Origin of the sequence: Alistipes sp. DJF_B185 (genome assembly GCF_964250025.1) — a bacterium.
GTDB classification, from domain to species: Bacteria; Bacteroidota; Bacteroidia; order Bacteroidales; family Rikenellaceae; genus Alistipes; species Alistipes finegoldii.
The window spans coordinates 1-13,094 of sequence record NZ_CAXUDY010000007.1 but is presented as its reverse complement, the minus strand read 5'-3'; the positions used below and the strand labels follow the sequence as shown (position 1 = coordinate 13,094).

Below are 13,094 nucleotides of genomic sequence, written 5' to 3'. Positions count from 1 at the left end.
AAAAACATGATACTACCGAAAATAAAAGTACTGCGCAGCCACGGGAAACAATACATTCCCGATCTCGACGCCGTCGAACTGACCGAAGAGTTCCGCGGACGGCCCGAACTGACCGAAACCCCGGACACCGCGGACCTCGAACGGGCAGCGGCAATCTGCCCCACCGGGGCGCTGACCACCGCGCCGCTCTCGCTCGACCTCGGCCGCTGTCTCTTCTGCGGCGAATGCGCCCGCACGGCGCCGCGCAATATCCGCTTCACGAACGACTACCGCATCGGCTCGCCGACGCGCGAAGGACTCGTCGTGCGGCCCGGCGACAAATGCGTGCGGTTCGACCCCGCGGCCGTACGCCCCGAAATCGGCCGCTACTTCGGCCGCTCGCTCCAACTGCGCGAGGTCTGCGCCGGGGGCGACGCATCGGTCGAAATGGAACTCAACGCCACGGGCAACGTCAATTTCGACTTGGGACGTTACGGCATCGGCTTCACCGCTTCGCCCCGCCATGCCGACGGCGTGGTGGTGTCGGGTCCGATCACGGTCAATATGGCCGAAGCGCTCCGGATCTGCTGCGACGCCGTTGCCGACCCCAAAATCCTCGTCGTCTGCGGCTCGGAAGCCTGTTCGGGCGGCCTGTTCGCCGGCAGCCGCGCCGTGGACCGCACCTTCTTCGATACGCACGCCGCCGATCTCTGGCTGCCGGGCGCCCCGACTCATCCGATGACCTTCATCGACGGCATCCTCAACCTGTTAGGCAAGAAAAAACGCGAATGACCATGCAACGACTCCGAACGATTTTCGCCTCGTTCTTCAAGATCGGGCTTTTCACCTTCGGCGGCGGATACGCCATGCTGCCGCTCATCGAGCAGGAGCTGATCGCCAAGCGCGGATGGATCGAGCACAAGGAATTCTTGGACCTGCTGACCCTCGCGCAGTCGGTTCCCGGACCGATCGCCATCAATACCTCGGTATTCGTCGGCTACAAGATGCGGGGTCTCAAAGGCGCCGTCGCGGCACTGCTGGGCAGCGTCCTGCCGTCGTTCGTCATCATCCTCGCAATTGCCCTGATGTTCGCCGACATCCGCCACAATCCGGTCGTGGACGCAGCCTTCAAGGGCATGCGCCCGGCTGTCGTTGCGCTGATCGTGGTGCCGGTTTTTTCGCTCGCACGCGGCATGCACTGGTCGATGTTCTTCGTCATCGCGGCGGCGGCCTTCGCCGTATGGTATCTGGGCTGGTCGCCGATCTACATCCTGATCGCCGCGGCCGCGATCGGCATTTCATGGACGCTGCTCATCACTAAAAAGGCAAAAAAATGATCTTCTGGCAACTCTTCGCAAGCTACCTCAAAATAGGGTTCTTCGGCTTCGGCGGCGGATACGCCATGCTCTCCCTGATCCAGAACGAAGTGGTCGTCCAGCACGCATGGATGACCAACGCCGAATTCGCCGACATCGTGGCCGTCTCGCAGATCACGCCCGGCCCCATCGCCATCAACTCCGCGACCTACGTCGGCTATACCGTCGGCGCACAGGCCGGAAACGAGTGGTGCGGCATTCTGGGGGCGGCGCTGGCGACATTCGCCGTATGCCTGCCCTCGCTGACGCTGATGCTGCTCATCACGCGCTTCTTCCTGCGGCTCAAGCAAAATCCGCTCGTCGAAGGAGCCATGAAAGGCATGCGGCCCGTGGTGATCGGCATGATCGCGTCGGCGGCGCTGCTGCTGATGTTCCCCCATAGCAAAGCCCCCGACGAGCAGAATTTCATCGACGGCTGGAGCTGGGCGCTGTTCGGCGGCGTCTTCATCTCTTCGGTCAAAAAAGTGAATCCCATTCTGTTGATCGCCCTCTCGGCCGCGGCGGGAATCCTGATCTATTACGTATTCTGACCCCGTCCCTCTCCTATAAAAACGGCCGGAGCGCATACGCCCCGGCCGATGTTTTCCCAACAGTCGCCGATCACACCACGGCGACGACCGCCGCACCCGCCAGCAGCAGGAACAGGAAGACTCCGAGACACAACAGCCCCAGAACGGCTATGAACGTGCCGATACAGCCCCAGCGCTGATCGCCGCCCGACAGCGGATCGGTCAGCAGGGTGATGATCAGACCGACGAGCGGCGTGAAGATCAGGCTCAGCAGGAAAGCCAGCCCGAAGCCGATGCGCCGGCGGCTGCCGATGATACCCACCAGAACAGCCAGCAGGCAGCCGCTCAACAAACCGAACAACAGAGTCAGAATAGCCATAATCGAAATCTTTTAGCGGATGAAACGGTAATAGGTCCCCAACGGCAGCTGCTTGCCTGCGCGGTCGGTGAAACAGAGTTCGCCGTACTGCTCTTCGAGCGGCGCGCCGAAGGCCTGCCGCACGGCGGTACGGGCCAGCGTGGACGAAAGGCCCATCGAGTAGAGGTTCAACACGAGAAACGCCCCCTGCGGCTCCAGCAGCTGCGCGCAGCAGGCGAGCATCTCGCAGATATTCTCCTCCAGAATCCACTTCTCGCCGTTGGCGCCGCGGCCGTAGGCCGGGGGATCGAGGATGATGCCGTTGTAGCGGCTGCCGCGCCGCACTTCGCGCCGGACGAATTTGAGCGCGTCTTCGACGATCCACCGGATGCCGTCCAGCCCGCTCAGCTCCATATTCTCGCGCGACCACGTCACGACCTGCTTCACCGAATCGACATGGGTCGTCTCCGCCCCGGCGGCACGCGCCGCAAGGCTCGCGCCGCCCGTATAGGCGAAAAGGTTCAGCACACGGGGCGTAACCGGTTTTCGCGGCGCAGTCCGGCCCTTCGGCGCCGCTCCGGACAGAACGCCCTCGGATGCGGTTGTGGCCGGAGCGCCCGCAGGAGCGGTTGTGGCCGGCATCGCATCCGGCGCCTTTCCGCCCGCAATCCCCATCGCAGCGGCTCCGCCCGACGCCAGCGCCCGGCAGTTGTCGTAGATGAAATTCCAGTTGGCGGCCTGCTCAGGGAAGATGCCGACGTGCTTGAACGAGGTGAGTCCCAGCCGCATGCGCAGCCGCATCCCCTTATAGGCGTAATCCACCGTCCAGCGCGAGGGCATTTCGGAACCGAGACGCCACTCGCCGCGCTCCTCGCTGCGCGTATCGCGCAGAAAGGAGGCATCGGCCGCACGGCGCCACTCCTCCTCGGAGAGCGTCCGCCGCCAGATAGCCTGCGGTTCGGGACGCCGCGTAACGTAACGCCCGAAGCGTTCGAGCTTCTCGAAATCGCCCGTGTCGATCAATTCGTAATCCCCGAAAGCGGGTGTCAGCTGTTCTTGCATAAAAAATCTTCTTTATTTTATCGTCGGCCTGAGCAGGAAGCGGAACGTATAGTCGCCGTAAGGCACCCGGAACCGCTCCTCCGGCAGTTGTCCCCAGCTGTCGATACAGCCCAGTCCGGACTGCCGCAGATCGAAGTTCACGAACGTCGCGTCGCGCGCCGTGAGCGTTCCCGAATGCTGCTGGGGCGGGAAGTTCGACACGTCGAGATCGGCCGTCGCATAGGGCAGCGCCGATGCCGAGAAAGGAGCGTCGGAGAGGATCGTCAGCCCCGTGCCCGAACTGTCGGCCACGGTCCACCAGCGCACGTCGCTCTTGGTGCCCGACTCCTGCGGACGCACATATTCGTCGTGATACTGGTCGGCGACACGCTGTTCGTAAAGTCCCAGATCGGCCGACGAGAGCCGGTCGGCATAGTTTTCATGTTCGCCGCGGCCGTAGTAGATCACGCGGTCGTAACGCGCCGGCATCGTGAGCGTCATGCCGTAGCGCAGCAGGTTGGGAACCTTGGCCGACTTGCCGGCGGTCATCCGTTCCGTCACCTCCATTTCCCCCGCGCCGTTGATCCGGTAGGTCAGCGCCAGCGTCGCTTTCACGGCGGGAAGCTCGTAAAGCGCTTCGACGACCGCCACGCCGTCCTTCACACCGGCGTCAAATTTCGTGAGTTTCAGTTCGGGATTCTTCCAGACCGCGAGTTTGCGGTCGAGCTTTGCGCCGAGGTCGTTCTCGGTCGGAGCGCGCCAGAACTGCGGACGCAGCTCGGCGCCTTCGGCCATCAGTGCGCGGCCATCGACGTCGTAGGCGCTGAGGAAGCCGTCGCGCGAGAAGAACATCTCCCACGTCTGGCCTGCAACCCGCGTGCCGCGCTCCCATGCAGTCACCTCGACGGGACGTTCCGACACAGCAAGACCGAACCCGGCTTTGCAGTCGTACTCACGCACGACGAACTGCTGCTGCGCCGCCGTATGGCCGATGTCCAACAGCGGCTGTTTGTTTTTCAGTTTGTAGGCCACGTTCACCAGCAGCTCCTTGGCCTGCGGGTAGAAATCGGCGGAGGTAAAGCCCAGCGCATAGGTGCGCCGCTGCCGGGGCGCGACATCGAGTTCGCCAATACGGCCGGCCTTCACGACCCGGCCGTCGGCGACCAGTTCCCACGTCAGTTCGTAATCGTCCAGCCCCACGAAGAAGTTCTCGTTGTACACCTCCACGCGGCCCTGCGCCGGATCGAGAAGCTCGGTCCAGATATTCTGGTACTGCCGCTTCACCTCATAGGCGTGCGGATGCCACGTGCGGTCGGGCGCGATGATGCCGTTGCAGTTGAACGAATTGTCGGTCGCGTCGTAGTTGTTGAAATCGCCGCCGTAGAGGAACGACACGCGGCCGTTCTTTTCGTAGCGGGCAAGTCCCTGATCGACGAAGTCCCAGATGAATCCGCCCTGATACGACGGATATTGGCGCACCAGCTTCCAATAGTGGTCCAGACCGCCCATCGAGTTGCCCATGGCATGCGCGTATTCGCACTGGATCAGCGGTTTGGAGGGGTTGTTCTTCAGGTATTTCTCACACTGCGCATAGTCCCAGTACATCGGGCAGATGATGTCGGTAAACGCACCGTCCCGATCGTACACGGCGCGTTCGTAATGCACCGGACGCGACGCATCGTAATCCTTGATCCAGCGGTAGCAGGCCTCGAAGTTAGGCCCCATACCCGCCTCGTTGCCCATCGACCAGACGATGACCGAGGGGTGGTTCTTGTCGCGCAGCACCATGCGCTGGTTGCGCTCCATATGCGCCTGCGCGAAGGCGGGCACCTTGGCCAGCGTCTCTTCGCCGTAGCCCATGCCGTGCGACTCGACGTTCGCTTCGTCCACGACATAAATGCCGTACTCGTCGCAGAGTTCGTACCACTGCGGATCGTTGGGATAGTGGCTCGTACGCACGGCGTTGATGTTCATCTCCTTCATGATGCGGATATCCTCGATCATCCGCTCGCGGCTCACCACATAACCCCCGATCGGGTCCATCTCGTGACGGTCGGCGCCCTTGATCAGCACGGGCTGTCCGTTTACGAGCAGCTGGGCATTCCGGATCTCCACCGAACGGAAGCCCACGGGCTGCGTCACGGTTTCGGTCACGTTCCGCCCGTCAGACACGTCGATCCGGAGCGTATAGAGGTTAGGCGCCTCGGCCGACCACTTCGCGGGATCGGCAACACGGAAGAGACACCCCGCTTTGCCGCCCGCCGGCATGATCTGCTGTTCGGCCACCGCCTCGCCCGCCGCATCCAGCAGCGTCAGGCCGACCGATTTCACGCGCGGGGTCGTCTCCACTTCGACGTGCAGCTGGGCGTCCCTATAATCGGCGTCGAGCGTCGGGGTGATGCGCACGTCTTTCAGGTGCGCCTTGTCGCGGGCCGTCAGCGTCACGCCGCGGGCGATGCCCGAAAAGCGCCAGAAGTCCTGATCTTCGAGGTAGGTGCCGTCCGACCAGCGGAACATCTGCAGGGCGATCAAGTTTTCGCCCGGCTTCACGAATTTCGTGACGTCGAATTCCGCCGCAAGCTTGCTGTCCTCGCTGTAGCCGACGAAACGGCCGTTGATCCAGACATAGACGTTCGACGTCGCCGAGCCGATCGAGAGAAAAATATCCTTGCCGCTCCACGATGCCGGCACCTCGAACGTATGCCGGTAGGAACCGACATGGTTTTCGGCGTCGGGCACGTGCGGCGGATTGTTCTCGAAATTGCCGCGCCACGCATAGCCGATATTCACGTAGAGCGGGTCGCCGTAACCGTTCAGCTCCCACATCCCCGGCACGGGCATCGCGCCCCACGACGCATCGTCGTAATCCTCCTGCCAGATACCGGAGGGACGCTCCGAAGCGTTGCGCACCCAGTGGAATTTCCACACGCCGTCGAGCGGCATGCTCTCGCCCGCCGCAAAGGTCGAGTGCATCGGCAGACGGTTGATTTCATTGACGGCAGGGTCCTGCCATTCGCGGCCGGTCTGGGCCGAAGCGGCCAACGCGCCCGAAAGCGCCGCCGCAAGGATCAAGAGAGTCTTTTTCATCGGTTATGGTTATGGTTTTGGTTTCGCAGTCTCTTTACGGGTGCAGTCCACCAAGCTCATTTCGCAGCGGACGCAGTCGAATTCCAGCCGGTAGCGGTTCGCGCCGCGCTCCAGCCAAAGATCGCCCTTCAGCCGCGGCCGCTCCTTGAGGCATTCGCCGATTTCGCGGCGGATGCAGTAGGCCGAGCGCATCACCCGACGCCCGGCGGTCGTGGCCGCGAGGTCGAGCCCCCGCTCGATTTGCCGGACGCCGTGGTCGCGGTAAAACGCTTCGGCAAGACGGTTGGTGACATTCTCCTCGGCCGAAAGCGTCTCCGACGGATACTCCGCCGCGCCCTCAGGCAGAATCCGGTGCTCGACGCCCCGCGCCAGCCGGGCCTGCAGCAGGGCGGCAAGCCCTTCGCGCCGCAGCTGCGACGCCAGCGACGCCGGAACGAACCATTCGGCTCCCTGCACCTCGGCCGAGCGCACCGCAAAAATCGTATCGCCGCTTTTCATGGCCTGCGTCCGCAGGGCGGCGGCGTTCGCTTCGGGATTATTCGCCGGCTCCAACGCAACGCGGCGTTCGGCGACAGCCGCCACCCCTTCGCAGTCGGTATAGCGGAACGTCACCCCCTCCGCCGACGCCGTCACCACGGCCGCGGCCGGAATCACGCGCCGCGTACGACTCCGTTCGAGCAGCAGGTTGAAGCGGTGGTCGTAATTGCGGTAGACCTCGCATCCCGGAGCGATCCCCTCCATGCGGTTGGGCGTCACGCAGTCGCCGTCGGCAGCATTAACATTGGTTCCGACCAGTCCGCGCGGCGTCAGGAAGCAGATGCCGTCGCCGGCGGCCAGCGTATGCACCCGGTCGAGCCGGAAACGGGTCCTTTCGACACGCGTCACGCGGCCCGCATATTCGCCGACGGCCTTCGGCGTGTCGAACGACGCGACGCCAGCACGTTTGCCCGCAAAGAAGTATTCCGACTCCCCGCGGGTGAAACTCTTGGCCGTATCGGGCGTGAAGTCCGCGACGCTTTCACCGGCCGAAGCACGCCGCAGGTGCGGCCGCACGGCCAGCGCATCGTCCACCGCGCGGCGGTAATAGGCCACCGTATTGCGGATATAATTGATGTCTTTGAGACGCCCCTCTATTTTCAGCGACCTGACGCCGGCATCCAGCAGCTCGCCGACGTGTGCCGAAAGATTCAGGTCGCGGACCGAGAGCAGGTGTTTTCCGGCCAGATAGGTGCGCCCGCTGCCGTCGGTCAGATCGTAGGTCAGGCGGCACGGCTGGCTGCATGCGCCGCGGTTGCCGCTCCGCTCGGACATCGACCGCGACAGAAAACAGCGGCCGCTGTAACCCACGCAGATGGCCCCGTGGACGAAACACTCCACTTCGGCGTTCGTCGCGGCGCATATCGCCCGGATCTCGTCGAGCGACAGCGCCCGTTCGAGAATCACGCGGGCAAAACCGCATTCGCCTAAGAAACGCGCCTGTTCGGGCGTCATGTTGCACACCTGCGTCGAGGCGTGCAGTTCGACCGGAAGATCCATCCGCCGCAGAGCCATGTCCTGCACGATGAGCGCATCGACCCCGGCCGCGATCAGCTCGCGGGCCTGCCGCTCGGCGGTCTCCAGTTCGTCGTCGTAAATCAGGGTATTGAGCGTGGCATGCACCCGCACGCCGTAACGGTGGGCATACTCCGCGACGCGGGCGATCTGCTCCGCGCTGTTGCCCGCCGCATGGCGCGCCCCGAACTTCGCACCGCCGATATAGACGGCGTCGGCGCCGTAATCCACAGCGGCCACGGCCGACTGCAAATCTCTGGCGGGAGCGAGTAGTTCGACGAAGTTCATGCTTTATTTTTTGCAAAAATAACAAATTCCCCGACAAAAAACGGAGCCGAAGCCGAAAAAACACAAGACAAAGAATTGATAACCGTTCTTGAAAAATATCACAAAATCACATATCAAAAACCTACTATCAATAGCAATCTAGGAAACCTCACTTCCTTAATTCAAGCATTCATTCAATTAAAAAACTTCCACATACTCTTTAACTTTCAAAAAAGAAGAAGCCAAATTCTTTACATTACTCGCTAAAAAAGGGACTGTCGATGCTTTCTTACATCCATCTTCCATATAGTAAGCTAAATAAAAAGAACGATGTACTTTCTTAAAATTATCATATAAATTATCAACAACAACACCAAATTCAGGATAATCAAGTTGAGCTATCATAATAATCTCATGTACATTACTTTCAATCTGCGAACGGCAATCATCCAGATATCTCATCCAATTAAAATCATCTCCATGAAAATGATATGCTAAAGAGGGAGATATGGACAAATCCAAAGTTTGGCAAGCTTTTTCAATATCCACATCTAATGGAATTACCGAGCTATTTTTCGAAGTAATATTTTGAAACAGATTTACTCCTACCTCCAATAAGGCACTGACATATTTGCGTAAAAATATGCTCCGATATTTACGCTCTGAATACCGAGACAAAACTACAGTCACTCCATAGACAATCGTTGCTGCAACAATTGACCAACATATATTCGTCAACCAATCCACTGAAATAATAATCCCCACACAGAAAGCAATCGCAGCTACCCCCAATAACCAGAAACTCTCTTTTCCAAGTAACATCATATATTTTCGCATAAACTTCTATTTTATGTATAAAATCATCTTTTCACTACTTTGGTCTTCACGCATCACACTTCCATCCTCATTATAAAGAGTCGAAACAGTCCTTCCGTACCTACAATCGCCTGAATCAGAATAAGTATACACACTATGATTTACAAAACTTAAATATCTTTTACCACTAGGATAACCTTTCTGATACTGCACTGATTTTGCCTCTACCATTCTCCCTTTATTGTCATAAACATAATCCCAACGATTACTAATCTGACCATTTTCATCACAAATTTCATAATAAGCCATATTCTGAGATTCCCAAGAACACTCACAATTTGCTGAAGACGTGGAATTACCACTACCGCAATCTTGTTCAAATTTATTTTCATCTCCACCACAAGCTTGAATGGTGATACTTACGAGTGCCCCCAATACAAACGACACTATTACCATACTTAATGTTCTATCCATAGTATTCTTTATTATTTACATGCCAGCCCCATAGCAAATTCAGTTTGAGTCCTTAAAATATATAAAAAACGTGGGACAAAACTTCCATTGATCATTGAGGTCTTCGACAACCTTGGCTATCAACGAAGTAAAGCCCACGTCGTGAAACGTGAGCGTCTTCGCTTTTCTAGTAGCCGTTTGAAAGTGTCGAAGTTCCAATGACTAGTAAAAGCTAACGCTTTTTATATGTAATCACAATTTAGATCAGCCGTTTATGTCATAAGCAATGATTTTATTCGTTATATCTGCAAATATAAGGATTTTCACCAGCATTGTCAACCTAAATAACCTTTTTCCTCGATAAGAAGATACAAATTGCCGCTATTTTTATAAATTTGCGGTTTGTAATACGAATACTCAAAAATCAACAGATAGTATGCTTACGCTAAAGCAAATCCGCGATGACAAAGAGGCCGCGATCCGCAAACTGGCCAAAAAGGGCGTGGACGCCGCACCCGTCATCGAAAAGATCGAAACGCTGGACGACCGCCGCAAGGCCATTCAGGTAGAATTGGACAATACGCTGGCCGCGCAGAACAAAGCCGCCAAGGAGATCGGCGCGCTGATGGGTCAGGGCCGCCGCGAAGAGGCCGAGGAGCGCAAACGCTTCGTCGCCGACCTCAAGGAGAAATCGAACCGCCTGCAGGCCGAATCGCGCGAAGTGCAGGAGGAGCTGCAGGCCGCGATCGTCACGCTGCCCAACTTCCCCGCCGAGATCGTCCCGGAGGGCAAAACCGCAGAGGACAACCTCGTCGTAAAACTCGTCGAAAGCTACACCGAACTGCCCGAAAACCCGCTGCCCCACTGGGAGCTGGCCCGCAAATACGACATCATCGACTTCGATCTGGGCGTGAAGCTCACGGGCGCCGGATTCCCCGTCTACAAGGGCAAGGGCGCACGCCTGCAGCGGGCGCTGATCAACTACTTCCTCGACTGCAACACCAAAGCCGGCTATCTCGAAGTCGAGCCGCCGATCATGGTCAACGAGGCTTCGGGCTTCGGTACGGGACAACTCCCCGACAAGGAGGGGCAGATGTACCACGCCACGGCCGATAACTTCTACCTGATCCCCACGGCCGAAGTTCCCGTCACGAACATCTACCGCGACGTGATCCTCGACGAAAAGGATTTCCCCGTAAAAATGACCGCCTACACCCCCTGCTTCCGCCGCGAAGCCGGTTCCTACGGCAAGGACGTGCGCGGCCTGAACCGCCTGCACCAGTTCGACAAGGTCGAGATCGTGCAGCTGAGCCTGCCCCAGAACTCGTACGAAGCGCTGGACGGCATGGTGGCGCATGTCGAGTCGATCGTCAAGTCGCTCGGCCTGCCCTACCGCATCCTGCGTCTGTGCGGCGGCGACATGTCGTTCACTTCGGCGCTCACCTACGACTTCGAGGTTTACTCCGAAGCGCAGAAACGCTGGCTGGAGGTTTCCTCCGTCTCGAACTTCGAATCGTTCCAAGCCAACCGTCTCAAGCTCCGCTACAAGGACGCCGACAAGAAAACCCAGCTGGCGCACACGCTCAACGGCTCGTCGCTGGCCCTGCCGCGCATCGTCGCCGCCCTGCTCGAAAACTTCCAGACCCCCGAAGGTATCCGCATTCCCGAAGCGCTGATTCCCTATACGGGTTTTGATATTATCAAATAAGTTTCTATATTTGTCATTACATACACACATTAACAAATAAATTTTTCAAAAATGGCTTACAAAATCACCGACTCCTGCGTTGCCTGCGGTACCTGCATCGGCGAATGTCCTGTAGAGGCTATCTCGGCTGGCGATATCTATGTAATCGACCCCAACACCTGCATCGACTGCGGCACCTGCGCAGGCGTTTGCCCCAGCGAGGCGATCATTCCGGAATAACGCACGGTTACAACATGGAACAACACGCCCGAAGCATAATGCTTCGGGCGTGTTGTTTAGGCGTTGGGCTGAGAAAGTTATTCAATCGGTTTTCCCGGAATAACAATTCCTCCAGCTTCTTCCAAAGAATAGCATCTATCCTTCGGAATCTCTATTTTCCAATAATCTCCGGGAAGATCCGGATTAGGCCCCATAAAAATGCCATCCATTGGAGTTGTCGTAGCAGGCATAATAACTTTTCCAGACTCTCCAGCCGCCTGACGGATTTCTTTCCAATCAACGACCTCAAAAGCAATTCCATTAGACCTTATGCCCACCTCTTTATACTTGAAATACACTCTATATGGCAAAGAAGCATAAACATCTTGTTGCTGATCGCACAATTCAATAAAATTCAGGTAGATCCCTCCTAATTTAGAACTACCTTTTATGGACTTGTGAATCATCTCCGGTCTGAAAAACACCTCCACACAATAATGTGGACCGACCTTCATAACATCGGAAGAGTTAGCCCATGTCAAGCCGGGTTTAATCGCATACGCACCCGGCTGGTCGAAACGAATCAAATAGTTCCCTGCTCCGTCGTTATTGATAATCGTACACTGCGGATCATTAAAAACCGATTCCGTGATTTCCAAATTGGGATCAGGATAATCAGGATCTTCAAAATTGACACTGAAATTATAAACTTTACCGAGTGCTACAGAACTCGGACCTTCGATGCTTGCCACAGGCGACGCCACCCGACAAGTAATGGTTGCCTGTTGGAGCATAATCGGCCCCGACGGGTTCGCAAGATCACGATAATTCCGTGTTGCCAATATCTGATAAACACCGCATTTTGTAAAACGTAGTTTCAGCGATTTATCGGTCCGTGAAATTTGATCGATGCCGCCGTCTATCGTAGTAAAGAACGACACGTTTGTACTTATCACTTCTATACCCGCATCAACTCCTGACGTCACGAGGTTAAACGTATAATCTATATCCTTTCCATAATACTCATCGCCAATTCCTCTTCCCGCAGGATTACTGACAATGCCGATCTTAGCAATGCCTGCGCGCGTCTGCGGATTATCCGGCGCAAGGTCTTCGGATACTTCGAGGATTTCCTGCGAGCAGGAACCCGCACACATTACCGCCAATGCACCGAATAGCGGCAGTACGAAATTTGGGAACAAGTAGGATTTTTTCATAGCTTAAATTATTTAAGTGGGTGAATAATAAAAAGCCGCAGGAAAAATATCTGAATTATTCAAATATACAATAAATCAGGCGTATTATTTCATTTTCCGATGAAAATTTTCACAAACCGTCTCCATATGTCCGAAGCACATATATATTTCCAATAAAAAAACTGCGGTCCAAATTGGTGTGGGATTAAAGTGATGTAACGACCTGATTCATCGGGTCGTTACATTTTTGTATAAGATAGTAGGTAACGAAAAGGCAACGGTTTGTTTTCAGTCTGTTGCGCTGAAATACCGCGTTTCAAATAACCTTTTGCAAGATACGGAAAATTTTCGCGATAGGCAAATTATACTGAAAAGCATCAAGGGTAATAAAATTAGATAATATTCTTTATAACAATATAACAGCTGAGACGATTACAAAGTGCTGAACCTTGTACTCGTCTTCTGTTTTTATTTAAGATCACTACTGTCCCGTAAAAGCGGGCAAGTCGGTCTTTGAAATAGTTGAAACATAGTCTATTAGAAGTAATTTTTCAT

General features: G+C 56.3%; 12 protein-coding genes. 5 read left to right on the top strand and 7 right to left on the bottom strand.

Features of this window, described 5'->3' with window-relative positions:
- The first annotated feature begins 6 nt into the window (after positions 1–6).
- The 3 genes from ACESTR_RS10295 to ACESTR_RS10285 are packed head-to-tail and all read left to right on the top strand — an operon-like array spanning position 7 to position 1,885.
- Positions 7–771: an NADH ubiquinone oxidoreductase gene (locus ACESTR_RS10295; protein ID WP_014774534.1), complete on the top strand. Its 765-nt coding sequence runs from the start codon at positions 7–9 to the stop codon at positions 769–771.
- Between the two features lie 2 nt (positions 772–773).
- A complete protein-coding gene (locus tag ACESTR_RS10290) occupies positions 774–1,316 on the top strand; it encodes a chromate transporter (RefSeq protein ID WP_014774535.1) in 543 nt (180 codons plus the stop codon).
- Entirely contained in the window at positions 1,313–1,885 is a 573-nt protein-coding gene (locus tag ACESTR_RS10285; RefSeq protein ID WP_009598663.1) for a chromate transporter, read from the top strand. The genes ACESTR_RS10290 and ACESTR_RS10285 overlap by 4 nt, the downstream gene beginning before the upstream one ends.
- A gap of 70 nt (positions 1,886–1,955) precedes the next feature.
- On the opposite strand, the gene ACESTR_RS10280 is transcribed toward ACESTR_RS10285, so the two are convergent.
- The 6 genes from ACESTR_RS10280 to ACESTR_RS10255 form a co-directional block, all read right to left on the bottom strand.
- The gene (locus ACESTR_RS10280; protein WP_009598656.1) at positions 1,956–2,243 is read right to left on the bottom strand and encodes a hypothetical protein; all 288 of its coding nucleotides are present in this window, start codon (positions 2,241–2,243) and stop codon (positions 1,956–1,958) included.
- Between the two features lie 12 nt (positions 2,244–2,255).
- A complete protein-coding gene (locus ACESTR_RS10275; RefSeq protein ID WP_009598612.1) occupies positions 2,256–3,284 on the bottom strand; it encodes a class I SAM-dependent methyltransferase in 1,029 nt (342 codons plus the stop codon).
- A gap of 12 nt (positions 3,285–3,296) precedes the next feature.
- Complete coding sequence (locus ACESTR_RS10270; protein ID WP_373179246.1) at positions 3,297–6,350, bottom strand: glycoside hydrolase family 2 TIM barrel-domain containing protein; 3,054 nt, start codon at positions 6,348–6,350, stop codon at positions 3,297–3,299.
- Positions 6,351–6,359: 9 nt separating this feature from the next.
- Positions 6,360–8,189, bottom strand: a complete 1,830-nt coding sequence (locus ACESTR_RS10265; protein WP_302269018.1) for a peptidase U32 family protein — start codon at positions 8,187–8,189, stop codon at positions 6,360–6,362.
- Between the two features lie 177 nt (positions 8,190–8,366).
- Positions 8,367–9,005 carry a hypothetical protein gene (locus ACESTR_RS10260; RefSeq protein ID WP_014774539.1) on the bottom strand — a complete coding sequence of 213 codons (639 nt, stop codon included), beginning with the start codon at positions 9,003–9,005 and terminating at the stop codon, positions 8,367–8,369.
- A 6-nt stretch (positions 9,006–9,011) separates the two neighbouring features.
- The gene (locus ACESTR_RS10255) at positions 9,012–9,458 is read right to left on the bottom strand and encodes a hypothetical protein (protein WP_130062693.1); all 447 of its coding nucleotides are present in this window, start codon (positions 9,456–9,458) and stop codon (positions 9,012–9,014) included.
- Between the two features lie 415 nt (positions 9,459–9,873).
- On the opposite strand from ACESTR_RS10255, the gene serS reads away from it, so the two are divergent.
- Both serS and ACESTR_RS10245 read left to right on the top strand, forming a co-directional pair.
- A complete protein-coding gene (serS, locus tag ACESTR_RS10250) occupies positions 9,874–11,145 on the top strand; it encodes a serine--tRNA ligase (RefSeq protein WP_014774540.1) in 1,272 nt (423 codons plus the stop codon).
- Between the two features lie 51 nt (positions 11,146–11,196).
- Positions 11,197–11,364: a DUF362 domain-containing protein gene (locus ACESTR_RS10245; protein WP_009598644.1), complete on the top strand. Its 168-nt coding sequence runs from the start codon at positions 11,197–11,199 to the stop codon at positions 11,362–11,364.
- A gap of 77 nt (positions 11,365–11,441) precedes the next feature.
- On the opposite strand, the gene ACESTR_RS10240 is transcribed toward ACESTR_RS10245, so the two are convergent.
- On the bottom strand, positions 11,442–12,560 hold the full coding sequence (locus ACESTR_RS10240) for a hypothetical protein (protein ID WP_022043556.1): 1,119 nt from the start codon (positions 12,558–12,560) through the stop codon (positions 11,442–11,444).
- Between the last annotated feature and the right edge of the window lie 534 nt (positions 12,561–13,094).

What these genes read in the sequence shown, in the direction of transcription:
- ACESTR_RS10295 (WP_014774534.1), top strand. Translation starts at nt 7, where the DNA reads ATGATACTACCGAAAATAAAAGTACTGCGCAGCCACGGGAAACAATAC.
- ACESTR_RS10290 (WP_014774535.1), top strand. Translation starts at nt 774, where the DNA reads ATGCAACGACTCCGAACGATTTTCGCCTCGTTCTTCAAGATCGGGCTT.
- ACESTR_RS10285 (WP_009598663.1), top strand. Translation starts at nt 1,313, where the DNA reads ATGATCTTCTGGCAACTCTTCGCAAGCTACCTCAAAATAGGGTTCTTC.
- ACESTR_RS10280 (WP_009598656.1), bottom strand. Translation starts at nt 2,243, where the DNA reads ATGGCTATTCTGACTCTGTTGTTCGGTTTGTTGAGCGGCTGCCTGCTG.
- ACESTR_RS10275 (WP_009598612.1), bottom strand. Translation starts at nt 3,284, where the DNA reads ATGCAAGAACAGCTGACACCCGCTTTCGGGGATTACGAATTGATCGAC.
- ACESTR_RS10270 (WP_373179246.1), bottom strand. Translation starts at nt 6,350, where the DNA reads ATGAAAAAGACTCTCTTGATCCTTGCGGCGGCGCTTTCGGGCGCGTTG.
- ACESTR_RS10265 (WP_302269018.1), bottom strand. Translation starts at nt 8,189, where the DNA reads ATGAACTTCGTCGAACTACTCGCTCCCGCCAGAGATTTGCAGTCGGCC.
- ACESTR_RS10260 (WP_014774539.1), bottom strand. Translation starts at nt 9,005, where the DNA reads ATGCGAAAATATATGATGTTACTTGGAAAAGAGAGTTTCTGGTTATTG.
- ACESTR_RS10255 (WP_130062693.1), bottom strand. Translation starts at nt 9,458, where the DNA reads ATGGATAGAACATTAAGTATGGTAATAGTGTCGTTTGTATTGGGGGCA.
- serS (WP_014774540.1), top strand. Translation starts at nt 9,874, where the DNA reads ATGCTTACGCTAAAGCAAATCCGCGATGACAAAGAGGCCGCGATCCGC.
- ACESTR_RS10245 (WP_009598644.1), top strand. Translation starts at nt 11,197, where the DNA reads ATGGCTTACAAAATCACCGACTCCTGCGTTGCCTGCGGTACCTGCATC.
- ACESTR_RS10240 (WP_022043556.1), bottom strand. Translation starts at nt 12,560, where the DNA reads ATGAAAAAATCCTACTTGTTCCCAAATTTCGTACTGCCGCTATTCGGT.